Origin of the sequence: Flavobacterium sp. LHD-85 (assembly GCF_030929595.1) — a bacterium.
Classification (GTDB): Bacteria; Bacteroidota; Bacteroidia; order Flavobacteriales; family Flavobacteriaceae; genus Flavobacterium.
On record NZ_JAVFVR010000001.1, the window covers coordinates 58855 to 83749 of the forward strand.

Consider the following 24895-nt stretch of genomic DNA (forward strand, 5'->3'; position numbering starts at 1 on the left):
AGTTCTTAAACTGAGTTTAATTATTTAAGCTCAACAGTAGCTCCAGCCTCTTCTAAAGATTTTTTAAGACCTTCAGCCTCTTCTTTAGAAACACCTTCTTTAACGTTGCTTGGTGCACCGTCAACTACATCTTTAGCTTCTTTAAGACCTAAACCAGTTAATTCTTTAACTAATTTTACAACAGCTAATTTAGAAGCTCCTGCATCTTTCAATACAACTGTAAATTCAGTTTGTGCTTCTTCAGCAGCACCGTCTCCACCACCAGCAGCAACTACTACAGCAGCAGCAGCAGGCTCGATTCCGTACTCATCTTTTAATATTGTTGCTAATTCGTTAACTTCTTTAACTGTTAAGTTAACTAATTGTTCTGCGAATTGTTTCAAATCTGCCATTTTTTCTATCGTTTAAAATGATTTGTGTAAAAATATAATTTAATTATTGTGCGCTAATTAAGCAGCAAGGAAGTAAACTTCCTCACGTTTATTACTCTGCTCCTTCTTCGCTTCCAGCGAATTTGTTTTGTAAAGCAGAAATAATTCTTTGAGCAGGAGATTGTAATAATCCAATGATTTCTCCGATAAGCTCTTCTTTAGATTTAATTGTAGCTAATGCATCTAATTGATTATCTCCAATATATACTTCAGAATTGATGTAAGCTCCTTTTAAAACTGGTTTATCAGATTTCTTACGGAAATCTTTAATAATTTTTCCAGGTGCATTTGCAACATCAGAAATGAAGATAGCACTGTTACCTGATAAAACAGTTGGTAAATCACCATAATCATTAGCAGAAGCTTCCATTGCTTTTGCAAGCAAAGTGTTCTTTACAACCTCTAATTTGATACCTGCTTTAAAACAAGCTCTACGCAAGTTTGAAGTTGTCTCTGCGTTTAAACCAGAAATATCAGAAATATAAATGATATTTGTACCAGCTAACTGCGCAGTTAAATTTTCAATCGCGATTGATTTTTCTTCTCTAGTCATACTAAAAATTTTTAACTACCAATTATACTGCTTTTGGGTCTAATGCAATAGCAGGACTCATTGTGCTTGTAAGGTGGATACCTTTAATGTATGTACCTTTAGCAGCAGTTGGTTTAAGTTTTATTAATGTTTGAATAATTTCGTGTGCGTTGTCAACAATCTGCTCAGCTCCAAAAGAAACTTTACCGATTCCTGCGTGTACGATACCAGTTTTATCAACTTTAAAGTCAATTTTACCAGCTTTAACTTCTTGAACAGCTTTAGCAACATCCATAGTTACAGTACCTGTTTTAGGGTTTGGCATTAAACCTCTAGGTCCTAAAATACGACCTAATGGACCTAATTTACCCATAACAGCAGGCATAGTAATGATCACATCAACATCTGTCCAACCGTCTTTAATTTTTTGTAAGTAATCGTCAAGACCAACGTGATCTGCTCCAGCTTCTCTTGCTTCAGCTTCTTTATCTGGAGTAACCAATGCTAATACTTTAACATCTTTTCCTGTTCCGTGAGGTAAAGTAACTACACCTCTAACCATTTGATTCGCTTTTCTTGGATCAACACCCAAACGAACTGCGATATCAACAGACTCATCAAATTTTGCAGAAGCAACAACTTTAATTAATGCAGCAGCATCTTTTAAAGAGTATAATTTGTTCTTTTCAATTTTTGAAGCAGCCTCTTTTTGCTTTTTTGTTAATTTTGCCATTTCTTTTTCTTAATTAAAAAGGAGCATCTCCTGATACAGTTATACCCATAGATCTAGCTGTTCCAGCAACCATACTCATAGCTTTCTCAATTGTGAAAGCGTTTAAGTCCGGCATTTTGTCTTCAGCAATAGTTCTAATTTGTTCCCAAGTAACGCTAGCTACTTTTTTACGATTAGGCTCACCAGAACCAGATTTTAGCTTTGCAGCTTCCATTAACTGAACTGCTGCTGGAGGAGTCTTAACAACAAAATCAAATGATTTGTCTTTGTACACAGTGATTTGCACTGGACAAATTTTGCCAGGTTTATCTTGAGTTCTAGCATTAAATTGCTTGCAAAACTCCATGATGTTAACCCCAGCAGCTCCTAAAGCAGGTCCAACCGGTGGCGACGGGTTCGCAGCACCTCCCTTAACTTGTAGTTTAACTACCTTACTAATTTCTTTAGCCATTTTTAAAAAATTTAACACTGTAATCAATGGAAGCGATTACAATGGTTTATTATAGTGTAACAAAAAATTATACTTTTTCTACTTGCATAAAGCTTAATTCTAATGGCGTTTTTCTTCCGAAAATCTTAACCATTACCTCAAGCTTACGCTTCTCTTCATTGATTTTCTCAACAGATCCATTAAATCCGTTGAAAGGTCCATCAATAACCTTAACCGTTTCTCCAACACTAAATGGAATAGAACGAGTATCTGTATTTACAGCTAGTTCATCCACTTTACCTAACATACGGTTTACTTCAGAAAGTCTCAAAGGAACAGGTTCTCCGCCTTTAGTCTCTCCTAAAAATCCAATAACACTAGTAATTGACTTAATAATATGAGGAATCTCACCAACCAAGTTAGCTTCGATCATAACATATCCAGGAAAGTAAACTTTATCCTTAGATGATTTTTTCCCATCTTTTACAGTAACTACTTTTTCAGTAGGAACCAAAACTTGAGAAACATAATCCTCCATACCTAATCTCGCAATCTCAGTCTCGATATAAGCTTTCACTTTATTCTCTTGACCACTAACCGCTCTAACTACGTACCATTTTTTCACATTATTATCTGCCATCACAAAAAAATTATCCTTTTAACCAGTTAAAAAATCCAGCCAAAGCTTTTGCAAAAAATTCGTCTACTCCCCAAGTTGCCAAAGCGAATAAAATCGAAAATACAGCCACAACAATTGTCAATTTTTGTACTTCAGCCCAAGCTGGCCAAGTAACATTTGACTTTAACTCTTCGAAAGCCTCTGATAAATAATTAGTAACTTTTGTCATTTGATATATTTTTTATTGCACGGGCGGAGGGATTCGAACCCCCATCAACGGTTTTGGAGACCGCTATTCTACCCTTGAACTACGCCCGTAATTAAAGCCAGTGATTAAAAAATAATCACTGGCTTCTTATTTATTTTAATAGAATTACTCTACAATTTCAGTAACCTGACCAGCACCAACTGTTCTACCACCTTCACGGATAGCGAAACGTAAACCTACGTTCATAGCGATTGGGCTTAATAAAGCAACCTCGATAGTTAAGTTATCACCTGGCATTACCATCTCTACACCTGCTGGTAAAGAAATAACTCCTGTTACGTCAGTTGTACGTACGTAGAACTGTGGACGGTAGTTATTGTGGAATGGAGTGTGACGTCCACCTTCTTCTTTTTTCAAGATATAAACCTCAGCTTTGAATTTAGCGTGTGGTTTTACTGAACCTGGCTTAATAATAACCATACCTCTTTTGATATCAGCTTTATCAATACCTCTTAACAATAAACCTACGTTATCTCCAGCTTCACCTCTGTCAAGGATTTTACGGAACATCTCAACTCCTGTAATAGTAGAAGTTAATTTTTCAGCTCCCATACCAATGATTTCAACAGGATCTCCAGTGTTAGCAACTCCAGTTTCGATACGACCTGTAGCAACAGTTCCACGACCTGTAATTGTAAATACGTCCTCAACTGGCATCAAGAATGGCTTAGCTACGTCACGTACTGGCTCTTCGATCCAGTTATCAACAGCTTCCATTAATTCGATAATTTTAGGTACCCAGTTTGGATCATTGTTTAATCCTCCTAAAGCAGAACCTTGAACTACAGGACCATTATCTCCATCATATTCGTAGAAAGATAATAAATCTCTAATTTCCATTTCAACAAGCTCTAACAACTCAGCATCATCAACCATATCCACTTTGTTCATGAAAACAACGATTCTTGGAATACCAACCTGACGTCCTAAAAGGATGTGCTCACGAGTTTGTGGCATTGGACCATCTGTAGCAGCAACTACTAAGATAGCACCGTCCATTTGAGCAGCACCAGTAACCATGTTCTTTACGTAATCCGCGTGACCTGGACAGTCAACGTGAGCGTAGTGACGGTTAGCTGTTTCGTACTCTACGTGTGATGTATTAATAGTAATACCTCTTTCTTTCTCCTCTGGAGCGTTATCGATTTGATCAAACGATTTTGCTTGACAGTAACCAGCATCTGACAATACTTTTGTAATTGCAGCAGTTAATGTAGTTTTTCCGTGATCTACGTGTCCAATTGTACCTATGTTTAAGTGCGGTTTGGAACGATTAAAATTCTCCTTTGCCATTTTACTTAATTTTTAATCTTAGTTATATATTAATTTTCAATTTCCTACTTACTTGAGCCAATGTCGGGATTTGAACCCGAGACCTCTTCCTTACCAAGGAAGCACTCTACCCCTGAGCTACACCGGCAGAGTTCCGATTTTAGATTATTGAATTTAGATTTTAGATTGTTAAAAACCTAAAACCCAAAACCTTATCCTCTTTGTTTTGTGGGGAGAGCAGGATTCGAACCTGCGAAGTTCACACAGCAGATTTACAGTCTGCCCTCGTTGGCCGCTTGAGTATCTCCCCTAATTTTAAAATTCCATCATTTTAAAGAACCAAATTTCAAATCGCATTTGAAATTTTCTGAGCCGATAGAGGGACTCGAACCCACGACCTGCTGATTACAAATCAGCTGCTCTAGCCAGCTGAGCTACATCGGCGAATACATTAAAAAAGTCCGCTATTTCTAACGGACTGCAAATGTAGCTATTTTATCTTTTAATCAAAACATTTTTTAAAAAAAATTTCAATTAAATGTGTGCTCTAATTTTTTCCTTCCTTTTTACAAGCAAACGCTCTAACGATTCCGCCGAAAGCTCAACCGCCTCTTCAAATGTTTTACACTGTTTTTTTACCAGAAAATCATCACCAGGAACATTAATCTTTATTTCCACCACTTTATTCTCTTTATCACTCGTTCTTTCAACTTTCAAAAAAACATCTGATGAAACCACTCGATCGTAGTATTTCTCTAGCTTACCCATTCTTTCCTGGATAAAATCGACCAATTTTCTGTCGACAGTAAAATTAACTGCATGAACATCTACCTTCATAATAAAAATTTTAGGGTTAACATTTAGAACCACTATTTATTCCTAGGATGCGCATCTTTATACACTTTTTTAAGTTCCGCCAAACTATTATGAGTATAAACTTGCGTAGATGCTAAACTAGAATGCCCTAGCAATTCTTTAACTGAATTCAAATCTGCCCCATTATTTAAAAGGTGTGTTGCAAAAGTATGACGAAGCACATGCGGACTTTTTTTCACCTTTTCTGAGACCCTACTAAAGTATGAATTTATTAAACGATAAACAAAAGATTCGCTCAATTTTAACCCTTTTTTCGAAACAAAAAAATAGCGACAATCCGTTAGACTTTCCAAACCTTCTCTTTCCTCTATATACAAATCAATTTGATCTGCAATAATTGGCAAAATCGGAATAATACGCTCTTTATTTCTCTTCCCTAACACCTTAATCGTACAATTTGAACGATCAACATTCTCAAGTGTTAAATGAATCAATTCCGCGCGACGCATTCCCGTTACATAAAACATTTCGACAATAAGCCTATCCCTAACCCCTTCAAAACCAACAGGTGCATCTATCACAGCAAGTAAATCCTTCAACTCTCTTTCGGAAAAAGGAATCTGAACCACTTTCGGAGTTTTTAAAGACTTATGTTTCAGCATCGGATTAATCTCTATCTGCTTTATCTTTAAAAGAAACCTATAAAAAGCTTTCAAAGAAGCCATCTTTCTATTAATAGATACATTTGAAATATTCTGATCAACCAAAAAAACAATCCAACTTCTTATCTGACTATAATTCACCAAATCACCCCCCTCCTGATCAAAAGATTCCTTCACAAAAGCTTCAAAAGAAGCCACATCATTTAAGTAAGCCCCAACCGTATGCGGAGAATATTTTTTCTCCAACAAAAGATAATCCAAAAAAGCTTCTTTATTCGTTTTCATAAAATCTAAAAATTAGGCATAAAAAAAACCGTTAGCATCAAAATTAAAACATTTTGACCACTAACGGTAATTATTTTCTAAAAGCTGATATTAACTTTCTAAACTATCTTTCAAGCCTTGAATGTAAGCCGCTTTTTGGATTTGAGCTCTTTTGATAACAGAAGGCTTAATAAAAGCAGTACGTGCTCTTAATTGACGAACAGTTCCTGTTTTATCAAATTTTCTTTTATAGCGCTTTAATGCTCTATCGATATTTTCTCCGTCTTTAATTGGTATAATTAACATAATATAGACACCTCCTCTCGTTAAGGCTGCAAATGTATATATTAATTATGAATTATGAGTTATAAATTGTGAATTATTTTTAAAAAAGAGAAAAGAGTATAGAGAAAAGAGTATAGAGAAGAGATATATAGATATTATTCTTTATTCTTTATTCTTTATTCTTTATTCTTTATTCTTTATTCTTTATTCTTTATTCTTTATTCTTTATTCTTTAAGCAAATTTCTAGAGATAACCAGCTTTTGAATTTCAGTTGTTCCTTCTCCTATAGTACATAATTTAGAATCTCTGTAGAACTTTTCCACCGGAAAATCTTTAGTATAACCGTAACCGCCATGAATTTGAACAGCATCATTTGCAATTTTCACACATGCTTCTGAAGCATACATCTTAGCCATAGCGCCAGATGTAGTTACAGGCTTATGCTGTTGTTTTAAGAATGCTGCTTTATGAAGTAACAATTCTGAAGCTTCAATTTCTGTTGCCATATCAGCCAACTTAAAAGAGATCCCTTGGAAATTACTAATAGGCTGACCAAACTGATGTCTTTCTTTTGAATACTTCAATGCCGCTTCATAAGCTCCTTTTGCAATTCCTAAAGATAGAGCTCCGATGGAGATCCTCCCTCCGTCAAGAATTTTCATAGCCTGAACAAAACCTTGTCCCACTTCTCCTAATCTATTTGCATCAGGAACTCGGCAGCTGTCAAAAACCAATTCCGCAGTTTCACTTGCTCTCATTCCTAATTTATTTTCTTTCTTACCAGACGAAAAACCTTTCATACCTTTTTCAAATACAAAAGCTGTCATTCCTTTAGAATCGCCTTTTTCTCCAGTACGAACAATCACCACAGCAACATCTCCAGATATCCCATGCGTAATAAAGTTTTTCGCACCATTTACAATCCAATGATCACCATCTTTCACTGCAGTTGTGTTCATTCCGCCAGCATCAGAACCCGTATTATGCTCTGTAAGCCCCCATGCACCAATATGTTCGGCAGTAGCCAATTTTGGAAGCCACTTTTTCTTTTGTTCTTCGTTTCCAAAAGTTAAGATATGATTTGTACATAAAGAATTATGTGCCGCAACAGACAACCCAATTGAAGGATCTACTTTTGAAATTTCTTCAATTACTGTAACATACTCATGATAACCTAAACCTGAACCTCCATATTCTTCTGGAACCAAAACTCCCATGAAGCCCATTTCGCCAAGTTGCTTAAATAATTGAATTGGGAAAATTTGTGCCTCATCCCATTCCATTATATAAGGTCTAATATTTTTTTCTGCAAAGTCCTTTATAGACTGTACAATCATTAATTGTGTTTCGTTGTAATCAAAGTTCATGAGTTAGTTTCTTTTAGAACTCCAAATATAAACTAATTATTTTTGCTTTTTCAACAGGAAAATCTTTAATTTTTGCTAAATCCTCAATATTATTAAAATTTCCATTCATACTTCGGTAAGTCACTATTTGTTTTGCAAGCCCATATTTAAAGTATGAAAACTGAGACAACTCCTTTAATGACGCCTCATTTACGTTTATTTTCTTCAAAGTCGCAGGAATCACAACTTTAAAATGACTATTCAACTCATTTATAACTTCTGGCGAAAGTCCCCAAATCTCTTTCATCTGCTCCATTGACACAAACGAACCTAGGATTTCTTTCTGATTTAATATTCTAGATGAAAGCCCTTCCCCTATTCCATAGATTTTCATTAAATCTTCCTTGGTTGCCTGATTAATATCCAATATTACAAGCTTTTCTTTTTTCGGAAAACTTTTTATACTGAAGTCCTTTTTCTCAATGCTATAATTATTTTTACTCTGCTTCCAATCTGGAAACTTAAATAAAGGAGAAATTATTTTTAATAGAGAATCTGAAATCCCAGTAACTTTTTGAAATTCTTCTGCTGAGTTTACATATTTATTTTCTTTACGAAATGCCATTAGACGATCAATCTCTTCTATTGACATTCCGAGCTTATATCCTTTATAGTCAGAAATAAAATTAGGATTAAAAAGATAATTAGTTGGTTTTGCATTTTTGTCAGCCAACTTCTCCTGATCGATTTCAGATTGCAAAGCAAGCCATTGTTCTTCTTCCGCATTTTTAGTTTCTGTAATATTAAAATCGGATAAAAAATAAAACAACTGCAATGCGATCATTACAATAAAAAGCATTAGAACACCTATATATTGCTGTTTTGTAAAATGAAAATACTTTTTTAAAAGCTGAAAACTCATAATATAAAGACTTTTTAGGATAAAGAGAGAAAAATCCTTCAAATTTATCAAGAAAATTAATAAGAAAAGTAGTTTTTAAAAAATTATCGAATCTCTTATAAAAGACCAATTAATTTAATGAATATCAATACTTACAGAATCTTTCTTACGACTACTGTAAAAAAAACAAAGATTTTATAACTTAAAACAGACTAATTGTTTTTATTTTTTATAAAAAACAATACATTTGGCACTTAATAACAAATAAACCAATAAAATAATATGTCAATTTGGAGAGTTAAACCTATATCAGCCTTTGAGGCCGATATGAAAAAAAGTGATTTAAAGAGAGTCCTAGGAAAATGGAGTCTTACTGCCATTGGTGTCGGCGCCATTATCGGTGGAGGAATTTTTGTACTTACGGGTACTGGGGCTTATTATCATGCAGGACCAGCATTAGCAATTTCGTTTATCATCGCAGGTATTGCTTGTGTTTTTGCGGCACTTTGCTATTCCGAATTCGCTTCCATTTTACCTGTTGAGGGATCTGCTTACGCCTATGCTTATGGTACGATTGGAGAAGTTTTTGCTTGGATTATTGGATGGGGTCTAATTCTCGAGTACGCAATGGGATCGATGACTGTAGCGGTTTCCTGGTCCGGATATTTTAACAAATTGCTCAAAATATTTCACATTCACCTTCCGGATTGGCTAACTACAGATCCTGCAAGCTACACAGGAGAAGGTTTTTCTATGAATCTTCCAGCTTTCTTGATCGTTCTTTTAGTTATTTCATTGCTTATTAAAGGAACAAAAAGTGCAGCTAAAGCAAATAACGCAATTGTTATTCTTAAAGTATCTGCTGTAATCTTTGTAATTATTGCTGGTCTTTTCTTTATTAATACAGCAAACTGGAGCCCATTTATTCCTGAAGCAACCCAAATTATTGAAAAAGAAACTACGCACAATGCTTACGGAATTGGAGGTATTATCTCTGGAGCTGCAGCTATTTTCTTTGCTTATGTTGGTTTCGATGCCGTTTCTACACAAGCTGGAGAAGCCATTAATCCTAAAAAAGATGTTCCTTTTGCAATTATTGCTTCTTTATTAATTTGTACTACTTTATATATTCTTGTTTCTTTAGTGTTAACAGGAATGATGAATTACCAAGACTTTAACCCACTAGGAAAATATCCTGAAGCTATAAAAGCTCCTGTTGCTTATGCATTTGATATTGCGGGACAAGGTTGGGCTGGTTCTATTATTACTGTTGCTGCAACTATTGGTTTGGTTTCAGTATTAATGGTAATGATCATGGGACAATCTAGAATTTTCCTTGGAATGTCTAAAGATGGTTTAATTCCAGAAGTTTTCTCTAAAGTAAACCCTATTTCTGGAACTCCAAAAACAAACTTAATGATTCTTGGAGCTATTATTGCAACTGTTGCTGCTTTCACACCAATCAACAAATTGGCTGACATGACAAGTTTTGGTACTTTATTTGCCTTTACAATGGTTTGTATTGCTGTTTGGATTTTAAGGGTAAAACAACCAGGATTAACCAGAACATTTAAAGTTCCTGCTTTACCAATTATTGCGGTATTAGGAATTGCAATCAATTCTTATTTAATTTTTAATTTAAGTAAAGATGCACAGTTACTATCTTTTGGATGGCTTATTCTTGGTATACTTGTATACTTTGGATATAGCAAGAAAAGATCTAAACTTAACAATCCTACTGAAGAATAATAAATACAACTTCATAAAAAAGCTCCAAATTAAAATTTGGAGCTTTTTTTATAAATCAAATACTGATGTTCTTTTTGAGCGAATTAAATCCTTTAATCTAATCCAAAAAGCGAGTGTTAAATAAACTCCGAATCCTAAACCTGCCGTAACAAAGGAGATGTAAATAAAAAACAATCTCACGCTTGTAACACGCATTCCTAATTTATCTGCTAATCTTGAAGAAACATGGAAACCATATTTTTCAAAGAAGAATTTAAGTTTTAAAATTGCTGACATCTTTATATTTTAGATTTAAGACTTGAGAGTTTTTGACTGCTCAGAATTACAAAAGTACGAATTATCTAATTATTTTTAAGCAATTCCAAACCAAGAGCGCATTTTAAACATGCTTTACGCTCGCAATATTCATTTTTAAGCTCTAATAATGCCTGACTTTCAAATGCAGATTGAGACTTTATTCCAAACGAGTCAAACTTATCTATGATGGCATTTTTCTCTGAAGCAACTTCATTTATAAAATCAATTAAATCTTCGGCAATTGATTCTCCTCTTATACTAGAATAAGCAAACTGAAGCGGGATTATTGTATTAATAATCACTAAATCTATAAATGACTTAGAAAGCACTTTAGATTTCTTCGAACTTTCTTTATCAAACTGATAATGGTTTTGCCAATACAAACTTGCAGAAATATCCAGCAAACGGTATACTTCGCTAACAGATTTTAAATCAATTATTTTTGAAAATAGGTTTTGATGTTTGTGATACAAAGATGCTAATTGAGAAAGCCTGATTGTAGGAAAATTATCTGGACGGAGTTTAAAAAATTGAAGAGGATCTACATAAGTCTTTTCTATTTGATATTTATGCAATAAATAGAAATAGCGAAACTTTAAATCTTTATAAAAAACATCTTCTTTATCTGGCTCTAACAATCCTGAAGTTCCCAAAAGCAATGCTTCTAGATTTTCAACTTCAAAACTTTCTTTTCTGATAACTGAAAATGGAATTGCTTTTGAGATTTGCAAAAAAGAATTTCCGTTGGTGTTTAAACCAAAGTTTTTCGCCAGAAGACAAAATAAGACTGCTTCCCAATCTTGACCGCCTTCTTCCAGTAATTGATAAATAAACTTTGATTTTCGCTCTAAACGCTCAAAAAATAATCTTTCCTGCCAGTTTTTAAATACAAACCCATCTATTTCTTTTAATTGTTTTTCGCAGAAAATCCATGTTTTGGGTGTAAATAATGCATTATAATTTTCAACTACTTCTTTTGACACATAGTCTTTGAGAACCAAAACAGGTATTTCTGTATTATTTTCCCTAAAAATAGCAGTATCATTCTCCCAAACTACATGAAGGATGACATTTTTATAAGCGGGATCTTTTTCATGATTGTGTAAATACCAATCTGAAGATTTTAAATGAATTTCTACATTTCCCGCCCATTTTTGATTTCCAATTTCAATATGTGCATTAAAAAAATCAGGGCCAGAAAGCTCTAAATAATCACCAGTTTTAAGAATGGTTATTGGCTCACCTTGAGCAGATTTTAAATTCAAGCTCTCAAACTTCTTGAATTTCCAAATATAATGAAGGAAGTCTTCTTTCATTTTAGATTTTATAGTGAATTACAAAATCTAAAAGTAATTAAATTTTAATACTATTCTTACAAATAATTATAATTATTTAACGAAGCATATATAATTTAGCACAGGCTCTTGCATCTGACAAAGCTTCGTGATGATTGAGCTGAATTTTCATTTCGCGGCAGCAATCACTTAATTTAGTTGGTTTTATACCTTTTGCTTTATAGATTTTAACCGTACACTCCCATTTTGTAGCAATGTTCAAATCATCATAGTTTAAGCCGTGTAACAGCATTGTTTTCATTAAAACATTTCGGTCAAAACTTTCATTGTGTGCTACGACAACTCTATTTTTTAGTCTCTTTTCAATCTCAGGATATATTTGAAAGAAAGATTTTGAATTGACGGTATCTTTAGGATAAATTCCATGAACACGAATCGTAAAAGGATTGTATTCGTTATTTGGCGGTTTAATTAAAGTCACATATTCGTCCACAATAATTCCGTTTTCAACCGTAACAATTCCTACCGAGCACGGGTGATATCCTGTTGCTGTTTCAAAATCAATTGCTGTAAAATTCATATTCTATTTTTAAAAGACAAATCCATAAACCCTATCGTAAAACAATTAGGTTTATGGATTATTATTGTTTATGAAGGCTTATTTTATTGAGCCAATAATATCATATTTAGTAATAATATGGTGGTGTCCATTTCCTAGATCAACCAAAACAGCATCATTTTCTTTGCTGAAAAGTTTTGAAACTTCTTCAATTGGCGTTCCTAATTTCACAATTGGGAAAGGTTTACTCATTACTTCTTTAATTGGCTTTTCGGCTACATTTTTATCAGCAACATAGCTTCTAAATAAATCTGTTTCATCTACAGAACCAACAAAGCCATTGATATCAACAACTGGAATCTGCGAAATTTTATATTTACGCATACGCTCAATTGCATGAGAAACCAATTCTTCTGTTCGAACAACGATTAATTCTTTGTCGATATGATCTTTGATTACATCTTCAGCTTTTGTTACGTTTTCTTCCAAAAATCCGCGCTCACGCATCCAATCATCATTGAACATTTTACCTACATAACGGCTTCCAGAATCGTGAAATAATACCACAACAACATCTTCTGGCTTAAAGTGCTCTTTTAATTGCAATAAGCCTTTAATACAAGCTCCTGCTGAATTTCCAACAAAAATACCTTCTTCAAGAGCAATCTTTCTAGTGTAGACCGCTGCATCTTTATCGGCAACTTTTGTAAAACCATCAATTAGAGAGAAATCTACGTTTTTAGGTAAAATATCTTCTCCGATACCTTCTGTTATGTACGAGTAGATTTCGTTTTCGTCGAAGATTCCTGTTTCATGGTATTTTTTGAAAACCGAACCATACGTATCGATTCCCCAGATTTTAATATTTGGGTTTTGTTCTTTCAAGTATTTTCCAACACCAGAAATAGTTCCTCCTGTTCCAACCCCTACAACAAAGTGTGTGATTTTTCCGTCTGTCTGTTTCCAAATTTCTGGTCCTGTCTGTTCATAATGCGCCAAAGAATTTGACATGTTATCATACTGATTTACATACCAAGAATTTGGTGTTTCTTCTGCCAAACGCTTTGAAACCGAATAATAAGAACGTGGATCTGTAGGTTCGACATCTGTAGGACAAACAACAACTTTTGCGCCAACAGCACGAAGAATATCCATTTTTTCTTTAGACTGTTTGTCTGAGATTACACAAATTAATTTGTAACCTTTTACGATTGCCACAAGTGCAAGTCCCATTCCTGTATTTCCAGAAGTTCCTTCAATTATAGTTCCTCCAGGTTTTAGTCGGCCATCTGCCTCTGCATCTTCAATCATTTTTACAGCCATTCTGTCTTTTACAGAATTACCTGGATTAAAGGTTTCGACTTTTGCCAATACTAATGCATCAATTTCAGCAACAATTTTGTTGAGTTTTACCAATGGTGTATTACCAATTGTTTCTAAAATATTATTTGAAAAGTCCATTTTTATTTAAGTTTTATTAGTGGTTCTAAATAAAAAATAAGCCAGTTTTTATTGGAAGAAATTCCAAACCAGACCAAAGCGCAGTACAAAATCGCGATACGGATTATGCGGTGCTACATAATAATTGCTTTGTGAAAATAAAGCATTAAAATGCTCTGCTTTTAAATAAAAACGAGTCTGGCGTATTCTGGCATTTACAAAGAAATCGAATGTTGCAAAACCTCCAATTTTCTTATCCTGCTGTACAAAAAATTCTGCAATTACAGGGTTATAATCATCTCCGTAGTATTTCGTCATATAATTAAATACAAGTCCGGTCTGCATAAACAATGCTTTTTTAAAGAAATGATTAGAATAATAGAATGTATTTCTAGTTACAAAATCAGGTACATTTAAAATTAAATCTGACTGATCTACTTTTTGATACAAAAGCGTATTATCTAGTGCAAAAGGCCCAAATTTAAACTCTCGACTTGCTTTTATTTCTAGATAGTTAATCGCATTTCCGTATTGCATTGGCTTAACAATCTGCTCACTTGCTGCTTTTTCTGCATCTGTAGCCATATCGGTGAAATACAAATGATCTTTTAGCACTGTATACTGAACTTGTCCTGTCAACCACGGAGTTGTAATTTCTGCACTTAACGAATTAATTTTTTCGTTTTTAAAATTATTCGACCAATTGTACGAAATCCAGCTGCTTTGATACAAGTTATAATTGTTATTTGGCAATTTATTAATATTGCGATATCTGAAATCAAATTTAATTTTTTCGCTCATATCGTATCGCAGTTTTGCATCTAAATCTGAAAGCGATTCCTTAGTAATTGATCTTGAATACAAAAATCTACCATTCCATTTGTTTTTCTGATATTCATATTGAGCACCGAAATTATTAAACTGCAAATACAAATTGTCTGGAACAGCATTTCCGTCTGCGTCAACAATAATTCGACCGTACTGGTAATTTGACCTGTAATCGTCTATAAAAAATATAAATTTTCCTAACAGCGAATTCTCATACGCTGCTCCTACCTTATTATATAACCTTTCATATTTAGTCTGATCGTTAATATTGCTTGCTGAATAAGACTCCCCAAATCGCTGTATACGCGTAGTCGATCCATCATTAGCCGTTATGGTAGAAATTACAGTTGGCTGTTTGTACTCATAATCTTTGTACTCATAATTAAACTGATGCGTAATGTATAGGTTATTGCTTCCGTCATTTGGATTTACTCTAAAGGCATGATCAAAAAACAATCTTCTTCCTTTTAAAAATGACTCTGCATCAGTCAAATAAACCTGCAATCTTTGGCGGTTTTTATAATCCTTATTATCGCTTTCAAAATCAGCATCATTCGTTATACCGCCATTTTCTTCATTTAAAATATCCTGATTTGTAAAATGTGCATTTATCGCATATCGCTTGTTAGTTGTAGCATAACTAGTTGTAATTCTTAAATTTCCGGCGCTTACCAATTGATTATTATAATCTCCTTCAGATCTTAATCCTTTATAAGCAATTGAAAAATTAAGGTTTTTAGATGCGTTCAATGTGATAAAAGAATCTACATTTTGTCCTTTTTTTATAGTCGTATTAAAAAACAACTCTGTAAAAGGAGTTGCAACAGAATAATATCTAATTTGATCTGCTTGCATATAAAGAGAATGCTTCCCACTAAAACCAATTTCAGGATACGGAGAAAAACTGGTCAAGCTATATTGCAACGTATTTAAAGGCTGTCCTATATTAGAAAACTCCTGAAGCCCAAAAAGATCTTTTCTAAGATGATTTTGTTTGTAAGCACTTTTAATCGTTAGCGATGTATCGGCATAAATTGTATCGTGTTCTAAAGTGACAATTTTATACTGGTCTATAGTAGCTATTTTTTGTTTTTTCTTTTTTACGGTATCCGTTATACTTGAATATTCCGTATTCATATCTAAATTATTTTTAGAAGTAGTTTTCTTTTCTTGCGAAAACAATAATGTTGGAACAACTAATAGATATAGAAAAATGAATATTCTCATTTGATGGCTTGATATAAAATTATTTCGAAAAATTTAGTGAAGCAAAGGTAAAAGATAAAAACGTATAAATAAAAAAACATAATATATAATATGAACCTAGAATTGTTTCAACCTTTAGGAAACGAAAACCCCGTATACAAAAGTATACGGGGCTCTCAAAAAAAATCAAAATATTTATTATTCTTATTCCCAAACTGGGTATAATTTACTTTTAACTATCAACTTAATTGATATAGAATATTCTAAAGATTAGAATTTATCCCAGAACAATTTAGTATTTAATAAATCTCCACCAATATCTGAAGCAGCTTTAGTATAATTTGCTTTATTGATACTTGCTTCAACACCTGGATAAGTATATCTAACAGGCACAGTGAAAATAAGTTTGTTTATAGCTGCTTGAGGCGCTTTTAAAACTGGGAAATCCAATCTTCTGTAAGATGTCCATGCTTCGTATCCTCTGTTGTAAAGAGCAAACCATGCTTGATTACCAATTTTTTCTTTATACGTTGCTCCACTTAACGGATTATTATAATCTACTTTTGGGCTCGCAATATAAGCATCAATAGCAGCAGTATTAGTTACTCCCCAGTCTGCCATAGAAGCTCTAATACCTGCATCATAGTACACTTTTGCCTGAGCAGAACCACCTGGAATTAAGCTTTTCTCAGCAGCTTCTGCCAATAAGAAATTCAACTCAGCGAAATCAAAGATAGTTCCTGGGAAAACTGGATTGTTTAATGTCGAAGTTATTTGTGAGTAAGATGTATAAACATTTCCTGCACCATAAGTTCCACCAACAAATGTTCTTCCTGCAGGAATAACAGGAGCTGGAGAAGTTAGATTAGTAAAGTATTTAGGCATCCTTGGGTCACCGCCAGGAACAACCGCATCCATAGCAGAAACAAAAGGCTCAGCAGGAATAAAATCAAATCTCTGGCTTGTTACCAAATCAGCGTACAATGGATTTTGGTTTCCTGATGTAGTTAAATAAGTCAATTTTGTATTATCACCATTACTAGTCAAAGCACCAGAAGCAAGAGCTGCCTGAACTTGAGTTGTTGCGTAAGCTGGATCAATATCAGACATATTAACCGCCATTCTAATGATCAATGAGTTAGCAAATTTTACCCATTTTGCATTACTAGCTGCGTTACCAGAGTAGATAATATCTGCAGCACCAAAGTTAGCTACAGCACTATTCGCTTTTAAAACTGCAGCAGATGCACTTAACCTTTTAATAAGGTCTTGGTAAATTGTTTTTGCATCATCATAAGCTGGTAAAGGATATTTTTCAATATCAATTGCTTGTGTATAAGGAACGTTTCCAAAAGTATCTACCAATATACTATAAGCGTAAGCTTCTAAAATATCTATAAGCGCTAATTTATTTTGCTTAATTGCTTCATCTGCTGGAGTTGCAGTAGCTGTTGCAGCAATCATAACTCTTGAATCATGAAAATCAGCTAGAACATCTCTGTACAAAACCAAAAAGTGTGTATCAGGGATTTTTCTGTTTGTAATGTTATACTGGCTTTCATCAGGATAAGTAGTTTCTGTCCATTGTTGTGCAAATAATCTAAAAACGTTATTATTCACACTAGTACTAACCATTTGATCGACTAATTTTTTCTCAGCATTTGTAAACAAATATTCCGCTTTGGTAGTTGTTGGTCTTTTCGGATCAACATTCATATCTGTAATGTCTTGGCTGCACGAAACCATCATACCCACCACAGACATTAATAAAAGTACTTTTTTCATGATTTAAAATTTTAATGTTAGGTTACAACCAATGTTTCTTGTTGTCGGAAGTGAACCTCCTGAATAACCTGATGATAAGTTACCTGAACTTATACCACTTTCTGGATCTGCATCTGGAAGATTTTTACTGATGATCCATAAGTTAGAACCTACTAAAGAAAGACGTAAATCATTTAAACCTGCTTTAGCTATAAATTGTTTAGGGAAACTATAAGTAATGCTTACCTCTCTTAATTTCACATAACTTGCATCGTAAACAAATGCTTTTTGTGGATTATTGTTGTAACCATAGATACTTCCAGCTACTTCAGGACTTGGTGTTCTTGTAGTATTAGGAGTTCCATCTTCATTTACTCCTGGTAAAATAACACCTCCACCATTAGCCAATGTATTTCTTACAGGATTTCCAAGCTCGTTGTTTCCTGCTGTAGAAGTATATAAACCAGAGCTTTGTCCATAATATTGGTCAAGAGAGAAAATATCTCCTCCTTTTTGAACATCAATTAAGAAACCTAGAGACACTTGCTTGTAAGTAAATTTGTTGCGGAAGCCACCAATCCAATCTGGAGTAATATTACCAATTACATTATTAGTAGTTGCAGTTTGTAAATACACTCCATTTTTAGTTACTTTTTGTCCGTCTTTGTAGATATAATCTTTTCCAAGAATATCTCCATACGCATGTCCTTTTGTACCAACGATACTAACACCTCCTTGGAATGTTCCAATTGTTAAAACATCAACACCTGGTGCTAAAGCTACAACTGTATTCTCATTTTTAGACCAGTTTACACCTAAATCCCACTGAAAATCTTTTGTTTTAAAAGGAACCGCATTGAATATCACCTCAATACCTTTATTTTCTACTGATCCTGCGTTTATATACCTAGCAGAGTTACCAGTTGCAGTAGAATAATCTACCGGAAAAATCTGATCTTCACTTAAACTTTTGTAAACACTTACTTCAAAGCCTACTCTTCTGTCAAGGAATTGCATCTCTAAACCAAGTTCTTTAGATGTAGTTTTTACAGGGTGCAAATCTGGGTTATTAGCCGTGTTTGGTCGTGAATAAAGTTGGTTTGAACCAAATGGATTAAATTTAGTAAATACATCTTGTAATGCATAAAGATCAATACTTCCTTGTGGATTCTCAGCATAACTCGCTCTTAACTTACCAAAAGTTAACCATGGGGCATTAATATGTTTTGTAAAAACATAACTTGCAGAAGCAGAGTATGTATTAACATCATTATCATCATATGGCAACATCGAGAATGCATCATTACGCACAGTTCCTTCTACATAAAGAAAATCTCTGAATCCTACTGAAGCAGATGCATAAACACTGTTTACTGCTGAATTATCTTCAACCTCCACCGGGAATGGAGAAGCATTTACTGAATTTGATAATGCATAGATTCCAGGAATAATAAGCCCTCCATCTGTAGAAGCTAATGTAGATGTACGTCTGGTTCTTAAAGCATTATAACCAACCAAACCTGTCAATGAAAAATCTTCAGTAAGTTTTTTATTGAAGTTTAAGGTAACCTGATAGTTTTGCTCAGAAAACATACCTGTATATTTTTGGTATCCTGAGCCAACAGCTAAACGGTTAATTCCAAATGTTCCTGCCAAAGACCCTACTGCTTTTCTCTCTTCACGTAATTCTGAATAAGAATCAGTACTTACTTTTCCTGTAGCATTCAACCAATCGGCAATTTTATAATCTAACTGACCATAACCGATAAAACGATTTCTTTCGTCAGTTTGGTAGTTTCTATATCTTGTAAAATACGGGTTATCCCAATATTTAGGATTTGTATTTCCATTAGCAGGATCTGCCATGTTCCATGAAATATTTTGCCCTCCTGAGTTTTGGAAAACTTCTTTCTGAGATTGGATATCTACGTTAGTTCCCCACCATTGACGGAATAAACCTGCAACGTTATCACCACCGTAACCAGTAGTATTTCTACCCATTGTAGTTTGCGCTAAATAATTTGCAAAAATACTTACAGATAATTTATCCGTTAATTTGTGGTTAAATTTAATACTTGCATTATTTTTCTTCAATTCACTATTTGGCAAAATACCAGTCTCTTTATAATTATTGTAATTGACAACAAAGTTGTTTTTATCTGTACTACCCTCAAAAGAGATCGAGTTATTTAATGTTTGAGCTGTTTGAAAAAATGTAATTGGACCATTTTTAGCTGCTACCCATGGAGATTTTTGTCCAAATTTTGAAGAATATGGAGAATATGATTCCCAAGTATAAACAGAAAGATTTGGATCAAACGCAACACCGTAAGAAGCATCATCTGTAGTACTTACCACTTGGTTACCATTTTTATCTATAACAAAAAATGCACCCGTTGGCCCAACTGGAGTTCCTTTTGGATTACCATTGGCGTCATAAGTAGGTCCATAGCCTTGCCCGTATTTGTTTTGGTAAACAGGAAAAGTCTTTTTATCAACTGATCCAACACCAAACTCACTAGATATAGTAACCCCCATACCTTTTTGAGCTTTTCCTTTTTTTGTGGTAATCATAATGACACCATTACCAGCTTGAAACCCGTATAAAGCAGATGCAGCAGCACCTTTCAATATATTTAATGATTCGATATCATCAGAATTAATATCCATACCAGCATTACCGTAATCATAGGTATTACGAGCTCCTGTTGTCTGTGAACCTTGGCTCGAATTTACGTTACTATTATTAATAGGCATACCATCAATAACAATAAGCATTTGGTTATTTCCAGTAAGATTTTTAACACCTCTTGAAACTACATTTGTAGATCCTCCAAAGTTTGTATTTTTTCTAATATACACCCCTGCAGATTTACCAGAAAGATCGTTAAGGAAGTTTGCACTTGCAGTCCCTCCAGCTAAATCTTCTCCTTTTATTTCCTGAGTAGCATATCCAAGAGCTTTTTTCTCTCTCTTAATACCTAATGCAGTTACTACTATACCTTCCAGTTCCACTGATGAACTTGCTAATTTTGCATTTACCGAAGTTGAGCTTGCTGCAATTTCTTGGGTTTTCATCCCAATGTAAGTAAATACCAAGATTTGATTTGGGGATGCTTTGATTGAATATTTTCCATCAAAATCTGTTTGTGTTCCAACTTTTGTCCCTTTAACCAAAACACTCACGCCTGGTAAAGGCAGTCCTGCGTTATCGGAAACAATTCCTGAAACAGCTCTTTCTTGCGCAAAGGTAAGTTGCGCCATAAGCACTAATAATAGCACTAAGAATCCATTAAACTTTAGTTTCATTTTATAATTTTTGAATTAGTAAGTCGCAAACATCTTAATATTTTCTTAAAACAACAATGCGATTTACTAACACTGCTTAACTATTTTTTAATATTTCTTTAACATATGTTTATTTTTAAATATTTAATTGGCAGAAAATTAGCACTATATATAATTTTATACATAAAATACTGCAATTTTGTTAATACAAATATTAACATTTAATTAACGTTTAAAGGAAGAATTACCTCAAAAAAAAGAAGAAAATTCAAAAAAAAAGACAAGTAATATCTTATAAAAAAACATAAGAAATAAAACATTTTCAACTGAGAATGTTTTATTCTGTCTTTTTTTCAATTTATACTTCTCTACTTTAACATAAGAAATTGTAAATCAATTCTTCCAAGTTTAAAAAACGTTAAATTCTTGCCTCAAATGTTCCGCTTTTTCAAAATTCATAATTAAATATTTTTCAAAAAAAATCATAAAAAACAGATGTTTCATATCGTTTTTACTGGGATTGCAGATTTAAACTCATTTTGAAAAATGACTAAATTTATATCCATTTGGAATTTTAAATATGACAATTCTAAAAGCGCAAATTCCTCTTTGCTTTCATTTAAATTCTGTTAATGTTTTTTAGAAAAAAAGCACCATATTTGCTTTTTAAAAATCTAAAAAATGCTCGAAAAAAATTTCTCAGGATTTGTTTTAGAAACTGGAACTGATGAAGCCGGCAGAGGATGTCTTGCTGGACCAGTTACCGCCGCAGCTATAATATTACCCGAACATTTTGAGAATAAAATTCTGAATGACAGTAAACAATTATCTGAAAAAACAAGAGCGCTTTTAAGACCTATTATAGAAAAAGAAGCTTTATGTTTTGCCGTTACGCATTTGTTCCCAGAAGAAATTGACGAAATAAACATTCTAAATGCTTCGATGAAAGGAATGCAGGAATGTATTTTAAAACTAAAACATGTTCCAGAATTTGTTATTGTTGACGGAAACCGTTCTTTGAATGCTAAACTTGGACTTAAAAATACTTTCGGAAAACAGTTTACTAAAGATGAAATTGCGCTTTTAAAATCGATTCCGAACCAGAGCATTATAAAAGGTGATGGGAAATACCTAAGCATCGCTGCCGCATCTGTTCTTGCAAAAACATACCGTGACGACTATATGGACCAAATTCACGAAGAATTTCCAATGTACAACTGGAAACAAAACAAAGGATATCCAACTAAAGAGCATCGAGAAGCCATAAAAGAATTCGGAACTACAAAATATCATAGAATGAGTTTTAGGCTTTTGCCTGAGCAATTAGAACTCGATTTATTTTAATAAAAAAAACGACCTAACAATAGGTCGTTTTTTTTTTACTGCTTTTTACTTTTTACTTTTTAAAAACTCAGCAAATGTTTTTGTGTCATAATAAAAAGGTCGAACAGAGGTAATTTTCCCATCTTTCAAATCGAAATGTTCTGAAATTGGAACGGACATCGTTTTACCAGATTTTTTAGATTTACAACTTATTGTAAAATAAATGATTACTTCACTTTTAGAAGCATCACTAAAATAAGTCGGTTCTTTTTCTATTTGAAGATCAAAAAATTCAGTTGATTTTGTAAACATTTTTGTCCATTCGCTAAAACCTGTATAAGTTCCTCCGTAAGGTAAACCAATAGCCTGATTGTAAACGGCTCCATCTGCAACTACAGTAGCCAACGTATCAAAATCTCTTGTTTTAAAAAGGCTTTCGTAGTATTTTGCCACAACTTTTAAATTGTCAGCTTCTACATTTTTCAAAATATCAGCTTCAGACAAAGTCGCTCCTTTATCCCAGAAACTAATAATTTTACTAACCTGACCTTTACCGTTTAAACGGGCAAAATCACGTCCTGCCATTATAAGATTATTTTTAGAATCAAGAATTTTCCATTCCCACGTTACGTAATTGTCTTTTACAATTTTAGGCCCCGATGTTAATATTGCATCTGGATTTTTCTTGTAAAATTCGTTAATAACAGTATTGAATGCCGCAATTCCTTTTATTGAAGCCGAAGGATCTTCAAAAGTACTATCTTCCAACCAAATAGATTTAATCATCTTTAATCTGGTATCGCTATTTTTTTCCTGCCACACCTTTTCATAAACTGCAACTGGATATAATTTATCTTTCTTTTGTGCAAAAAGACCATTAAGCGCAAAAAGAAAACAGAATAAGTAGATTTTTCTCATAAGCAATCAAGAATAAAATGAAATTTAAATTTAATAGTATAAAACCAAATTTAGCATAAATAGCTAAGAGAATTACAAGAAGTCTAGAATTTGCCATCCCTTCAAAATCTTAACTTTTGCAGAATGGCTTTTCAGTTTTTCATCCATAAATTTAAGAAAAAAACGCTTTCTATTAAAAAAATTACATTGCTATTTTACACTCTAAAAATAGTGCAACTATGCATTTACTCCTAAAAAAAAACAGAATCTGCATTAAACCAGCGATGCTATATCTAGAGACTATTTATTTTCTGAAACGCAAATCGAGGTGCTACTCTAAAAAGAAAATAAAGCATTTTTACTTTTGCTATTCTTATTTCTACTTGATTTTGGGATATTCTTTCAAGCATTTCTGAAACTGCTTTTTGAGGAGAAATTGCAATCTTAGGAGGATTACCTTTGTGCCAAGGAGTATCTACTACGGGAAACAATACTTCAATAATTCTAACTTTTTTTTCCTGTTTTAACTGCTCCCTTAAAACTTGAGTAAAAGAGTGCAGACCTACTTTTGCAGCATTATAAAAAGGGTAAATTACTCTTGGAACATAAACCAATCCTGTTGTAATGTTTATAATTTTAGGATTTTGATTTTGGATTAAAATCGGATACAAAAGCTTGATTAAACGAATTGGCGCATTTAGATTGACCGAGAACTCATCATTCATTTTTTCTAACGAAAATTGGTCTTCTACAAAGTAAGTTTTATTTACAATTGCAGCATTGTTAATTAAAACATTCATCTTAGGATAATTAATTCGAAGCCATTCTGCAAAATCCTCGCATTCCAATTCCCGAGCAATATCACACTTGTAAATGACTAAACCGGGCAATCGCTTTTTGGCATCTTCAAGCTTTTCCAAAGAACGCGAACAAGTTATCACGTTGTTGCCCCTTTCTATAAACTGTTGGCACATTTCAAATCCTAAACCTGAGCTTCCTCCAGTAATAACAATAGTACTATTTGAGATTTCCATAATTACATTTTTAAAATTAGAAATCAAAAATAGTTCTCCTATTACACACTTACATTGACCTATGTTAAGTCTTAATTTTTCTTTTGAGTCTACTGAAAGATTCTGGTTGAATACCCAAATAAGAAGCTATAATTTGTTGTGAAACCCTATTTTCTATATCGGGAAATTCTGCAGCAAAAATTTCATATCGTTTTTCAGCATCTAAAAGGAGTAGTTCTCTCTCTCGTTTTTCTTTTATCGCAAATGCTTTTTCAAGGATCTCAATAAGAAAAACACTCCAAAAAAGATTTTTTTCTTTTATCTCGATCCAGCTTGAATAATCAATCTCCAAGATTTCAGAATCTTCTAAAGCTTCTATCGAAAAAGAGGAAGGAGTATTATAAATCATAGCCGAATAAGAACTTATAAAATTCCCTTCGGCTATAATATTTTTAGTGAATTCGTTTCCGTTTTCATGGGTATAAACATATCGAAACAAACCTTTTAGTACAAAAGCCATTTTACGAGGCACTTGACCTTCACTAATAAAGCAGTCTGCCCTAACTATCTTGCCATATTGTGCAATATTCAATAACTCTTGTAATTCTTTTTCTGGAAGAGCTAAATGCTTCAAAAATGATTTTCTGTCTTCATTTTCCATACTTGAATTATTTTG

The 24895-nt window shown here is 33.4% G+C and carries 24 protein-coding genes and 4 tRNA genes; 2 read left to right on the top strand and 26 right to left on the bottom strand.

Going from position 1 to position 24895, the window contains the following annotated elements; genetic code table 11:
• Window positions 1-20: 20 nt before the first annotated feature.
• From rplL to RB618_RS00280, 16 genes are all read right to left on the bottom strand, one after another.
• Window positions 21-392, bottom strand: a complete 372-nt coding sequence (gene rplL, locus RB618_RS00205; RefSeq protein ID WP_008466917.1) for a 50S ribosomal protein L7/L12 — start codon at window positions 390-392, stop codon at window positions 21-23.
• 91 nt (window positions 393-483) lie between these two features.
• Window positions 484-984: a 50S ribosomal protein L10 gene (rplJ, locus tag RB618_RS00210; protein WP_308066961.1), complete on the bottom strand. Its 501-nt coding sequence runs from the start codon at window positions 982-984 to the stop codon at window positions 484-486.
• Between the two features lie 22 nt (window positions 985-1006).
• Window positions 1007-1696 (bottom strand): 50S ribosomal protein L1, encoded by a 690-nt coding sequence (gene rplA / locus RB618_RS00215; protein ID WP_025572415.1) that lies wholly within the window; start codon window positions 1694-1696, stop codon window positions 1007-1009.
• A gap of 13 nt (window positions 1697-1709) precedes the next feature.
• A complete protein-coding gene (rplK, locus tag RB618_RS00220; RefSeq protein ID WP_008466923.1) occupies window positions 1710-2147 on the bottom strand; it encodes a 50S ribosomal protein L11 in 438 nt (145 codons plus the stop codon).
• Between the two features lie 67 nt (window positions 2148-2214).
• Window positions 2215-2766: a transcription termination/antitermination protein NusG gene (gene nusG, locus RB618_RS00225; protein ID WP_008466925.1), complete on the bottom strand. Its 552-nt coding sequence runs from the start codon at window positions 2764-2766 to the stop codon at window positions 2215-2217.
• Window positions 2767-2776: 10 nt separating this feature from the next.
• The gene (secE, locus tag RB618_RS00230; protein ID WP_008466927.1) at window positions 2777-2974 is read right to left on the bottom strand and encodes a preprotein translocase subunit SecE; all 198 of its coding nucleotides are present in this window, start codon (window positions 2972-2974) and stop codon (window positions 2777-2779) included.
• Between the two features lie 18 nt (window positions 2975-2992).
• A tRNA-Trp gene (locus tag RB618_RS00235) sits at window positions 2993-3063 on the bottom strand.
• Window positions 3064-3118: 55 nt separating this feature from the next.
• Window positions 3119-4306: an elongation factor Tu gene (gene tuf / locus RB618_RS00240; protein ID WP_012024011.1), complete on the bottom strand. Its 1188-nt coding sequence runs from the start codon at window positions 4304-4306 to the stop codon at window positions 3119-3121.
• A 55-nt stretch (window positions 4307-4361) separates the two neighbouring features.
• Window positions 4362-4433 (bottom strand) — tRNA-Thr (locus RB618_RS00245).
• Between the two features lie 81 nt (window positions 4434-4514).
• Window positions 4515-4595 (bottom strand) — tRNA-Tyr (locus RB618_RS00250).
• Window positions 4596-4655: 60 nt separating this feature from the next.
• Window positions 4656-4729 (bottom strand) — tRNA-Thr (locus tag RB618_RS00255).
• 90 nt (window positions 4730-4819) lie between these two features.
• A complete protein-coding gene (gene hpf, locus RB618_RS00260; RefSeq protein WP_008466930.1) occupies window positions 4820-5122 on the bottom strand; it encodes a ribosome hibernation-promoting factor, HPF/YfiA family in 303 nt (100 codons plus the stop codon).
• 32 nt (window positions 5123-5154) lie between these two features.
• Window positions 5155-6048: a tyrosine-type recombinase/integrase gene (locus RB618_RS00265; RefSeq protein ID WP_308066962.1), complete on the bottom strand. Its 894-nt coding sequence runs from the start codon at window positions 6046-6048 to the stop codon at window positions 5155-5157.
• A gap of 90 nt (window positions 6049-6138) precedes the next feature.
• Window positions 6139-6333, bottom strand: a complete 195-nt coding sequence (gene rpsU / locus RB618_RS00270) for a 30S ribosomal protein S21 (protein WP_026730435.1) — start codon at window positions 6331-6333, stop codon at window positions 6139-6141.
• Window positions 6334-6537: 204 nt separating this feature from the next.
• Entirely contained in the window at window positions 6538-7680 is a 1143-nt protein-coding gene (locus RB618_RS00275) for an acyl-CoA dehydrogenase family protein (RefSeq protein ID WP_308066963.1), read from the bottom strand.
• 13 nt (window positions 7681-7693) lie between these two features.
• Window positions 7694-8581, bottom strand: a complete 888-nt coding sequence (locus RB618_RS00280) for a helix-hairpin-helix domain-containing protein (RefSeq protein ID WP_308066964.1) — start codon at window positions 8579-8581, stop codon at window positions 7694-7696.
• 261 nt (window positions 8582-8842) lie between these two features.
• Here RB618_RS00280 and RB618_RS00285 point away from each other — a divergent pair, with 261 nt between their 5' ends.
• Window positions 8843-10309, top strand: coding sequence for an amino acid permease (locus RB618_RS00285; RefSeq protein ID WP_308066965.1), 1467 nt, complete (start codon window positions 8843-8845; stop codon window positions 10307-10309).
• A 48-nt stretch (window positions 10310-10357) separates the two neighbouring features.
• On the opposite strand, the gene RB618_RS00290 is transcribed toward RB618_RS00285, so the two are convergent.
• From RB618_RS00290 to RB618_RS00320, 7 genes are all read right to left on the bottom strand, one after another.
• Window positions 10358-10585 carry a PspC family transcriptional regulator gene (locus RB618_RS00290; RefSeq protein ID WP_008466940.1) on the bottom strand — a complete coding sequence of 76 codons (228 nt, stop codon included), beginning with the start codon at window positions 10583-10585 and terminating at the stop codon, window positions 10358-10360.
• Window positions 10586-10650: 65 nt separating this feature from the next.
• Window positions 10651-11922 (bottom strand): DUF2851 family protein, encoded by a 1272-nt coding sequence (locus RB618_RS00295; RefSeq protein ID WP_308066966.1) that lies wholly within the window; start codon window positions 11920-11922, stop codon window positions 10651-10653.
• Window positions 11923-11998: 76 nt separating this feature from the next.
• Complete coding sequence (locus RB618_RS00300) at window positions 11999-12481, bottom strand: 3'-5' exonuclease (protein WP_308066967.1); 483 nt, start codon at window positions 12479-12481, stop codon at window positions 11999-12001.
• A 78-nt stretch (window positions 12482-12559) separates the two neighbouring features.
• Window positions 12560-13921: a pyridoxal-phosphate dependent enzyme gene (locus RB618_RS00305; protein WP_308066968.1), complete on the bottom strand. Its 1362-nt coding sequence runs from the start codon at window positions 13919-13921 to the stop codon at window positions 12560-12562.
• 48 nt (window positions 13922-13969) lie between these two features.
• Entirely contained in the window at window positions 13970-15955 is a 1986-nt protein-coding gene (locus tag RB618_RS00310) for a putative porin (RefSeq protein ID WP_308066969.1), read from the bottom strand.
• Between the two features lie 249 nt (window positions 15956-16204).
• Window positions 16205-17719, bottom strand: coding sequence for a SusD/RagB family nutrient-binding outer membrane lipoprotein (locus RB618_RS00315; protein WP_308066970.1), 1515 nt, complete (start codon window positions 17717-17719; stop codon window positions 16205-16207).
• A 3-nt stretch (window positions 17720-17722) separates the two neighbouring features.
• Window positions 17723-21007 (bottom strand): SusC/RagA family TonB-linked outer membrane protein, encoded by a 3285-nt coding sequence (locus RB618_RS00320; RefSeq protein ID WP_308066971.1) that lies wholly within the window; start codon window positions 21005-21007, stop codon window positions 17723-17725.
• 660 nt (window positions 21008-21667) lie between these two features.
• Here RB618_RS00320 and RB618_RS00325 point away from each other — a divergent pair.
• Window positions 21668-22330 carry a ribonuclease HII gene (locus RB618_RS00325; protein ID WP_308066972.1) on the top strand — a complete coding sequence of 221 codons (663 nt, stop codon included), beginning with the start codon at window positions 21668-21670 and terminating at the stop codon, window positions 22328-22330.
• A gap of 45 nt (window positions 22331-22375) precedes the next feature.
• Here RB618_RS00325 and RB618_RS00330 read toward each other — a convergent pair whose 3' ends face one another.
• From RB618_RS00330 to RB618_RS00340, 3 genes are all read right to left on the bottom strand, one after another.
• A complete protein-coding gene (locus RB618_RS00330; RefSeq protein WP_308066973.1) occupies window positions 22376-23227 on the bottom strand; it encodes a nuclear transport factor 2 family protein in 852 nt (283 codons plus the stop codon).
• 272 nt (window positions 23228-23499) lie between these two features.
• Window positions 23500-24240, bottom strand: coding sequence for an SDR family NAD(P)-dependent oxidoreductase (locus RB618_RS00335; RefSeq protein ID WP_308066974.1), 741 nt, complete (start codon window positions 24238-24240; stop codon window positions 23500-23502).
• A gap of 64 nt (window positions 24241-24304) precedes the next feature.
• Entirely contained in the window at window positions 24305-24880 is a 576-nt protein-coding gene (locus tag RB618_RS00340) for a Crp/Fnr family transcriptional regulator (RefSeq protein ID WP_308066975.1), read from the bottom strand.
• Window positions 24881-24895 lie beyond the last annotated feature (15 nt).

Excerpts from the sequence above, each read along its gene's own strand:
- rplL (WP_008466917.1), bottom strand. The coding sequence starts at position 392 with ATGGCAGATTTGAAACAATTCGCAGAACAATTAGTTAACTTAACAGTT.
- rplJ (WP_308066961.1), bottom strand. The coding sequence starts at position 984 with ATGACTAGAGAAGAAAAATCAATCGCGATTGAAAATTTAACTGCGCAG.
- rplA (WP_025572415.1), bottom strand. The coding sequence starts at position 1,696 with ATGGCAAAATTAACAAAAAAGCAAAAAGAGGCTGCTTCAAAAATTGAA.
- rplK (WP_008466923.1), bottom strand. The coding sequence starts at position 2,147 with ATGGCTAAAGAAATTAGTAAGGTAGTTAAACTACAAGTTAAGGGAGGT.
- nusG (WP_008466925.1), bottom strand. The coding sequence starts at position 2,766 with ATGGCAGATAATAATGTGAAAAAATGGTACGTAGTTAGAGCGGTTAGT.
- secE (WP_008466927.1), bottom strand. The coding sequence starts at position 2,974 with ATGACAAAAGTTACTAATTATTTATCAGAGGCTTTCGAAGAGTTAAAG.
- tuf (WP_012024011.1), bottom strand. The coding sequence starts at position 4,306 with ATGGCAAAGGAGAATTTTAATCGTTCCAAACCGCACTTAAACATAGGT.
- hpf (WP_008466930.1), bottom strand. The coding sequence starts at position 5,122 with ATGAAGGTAGATGTTCATGCAGTTAATTTTACTGTCGACAGAAAATTG.
- RB618_RS00265 (WP_308066962.1), bottom strand. The coding sequence starts at position 6,048 with ATGAAAACGAATAAAGAAGCTTTTTTGGATTATCTTTTGTTGGAGAAA.
- rpsU (WP_026730435.1), bottom strand. The coding sequence starts at position 6,333 with ATGTTAATTATACCAATTAAAGACGGAGAAAATATCGATAGAGCATTA.
- RB618_RS00275 (WP_308066963.1), bottom strand. The coding sequence starts at position 7,680 with ATGAACTTTGATTACAACGAAACACAATTAATGATTGTACAGTCTATA.
- RB618_RS00280 (WP_308066964.1), bottom strand. The coding sequence starts at position 8,581 with ATGAGTTTTCAGCTTTTAAAAAAGTATTTTCATTTTACAAAACAGCAA.
- RB618_RS00285 (WP_308066965.1), top strand. The coding sequence starts at position 8,843 with ATGTCAATTTGGAGAGTTAAACCTATATCAGCCTTTGAGGCCGATATG.
- RB618_RS00290 (WP_008466940.1), bottom strand. The coding sequence starts at position 10,585 with ATGTCAGCAATTTTAAAACTTAAATTCTTCTTTGAAAAATATGGTTTC.
- RB618_RS00295 (WP_308066966.1), bottom strand. The coding sequence starts at position 11,922 with ATGAAAGAAGACTTCCTTCATTATATTTGGAAATTCAAGAAGTTTGAG.
- RB618_RS00300 (WP_308066967.1), bottom strand. The coding sequence starts at position 12,481 with ATGAATTTTACAGCAATTGATTTTGAAACAGCAACAGGATATCACCCG.
- RB618_RS00305 (WP_308066968.1), bottom strand. The coding sequence starts at position 13,921 with ATGGACTTTTCAAATAATATTTTAGAAACAATTGGTAATACACCATTG.
- RB618_RS00310 (WP_308066969.1), bottom strand. The coding sequence starts at position 15,955 with ATGAGAATATTCATTTTTCTATATCTATTAGTTGTTCCAACATTATTG.
- RB618_RS00315 (WP_308066970.1), bottom strand. The coding sequence starts at position 17,719 with ATGAAAAAAGTACTTTTATTAATGTCTGTGGTGGGTATGATGGTTTCG.
- RB618_RS00320 (WP_308066971.1), bottom strand. The coding sequence starts at position 21,007 with ATGAAACTAAAGTTTAATGGATTCTTAGTGCTATTATTAGTGCTTATG.
- RB618_RS00325 (WP_308066972.1), top strand. The coding sequence starts at position 21,668 with ATGCTCGAAAAAAATTTCTCAGGATTTGTTTTAGAAACTGGAACTGAT.
- RB618_RS00330 (WP_308066973.1), bottom strand. The coding sequence starts at position 23,227 with ATGAGAAAAATCTACTTATTCTGTTTTCTTTTTGCGCTTAATGGTCTT.
- RB618_RS00335 (WP_308066974.1), bottom strand. The coding sequence starts at position 24,240 with ATGGAAATCTCAAATAGTACTATTGTTATTACTGGAGGAAGCTCAGGT.
- RB618_RS00340 (WP_308066975.1), bottom strand. The coding sequence starts at position 24,880 with ATGGAAAATGAAGACAGAAAATCATTTTTGAAGCATTTAGCTCTTCCA.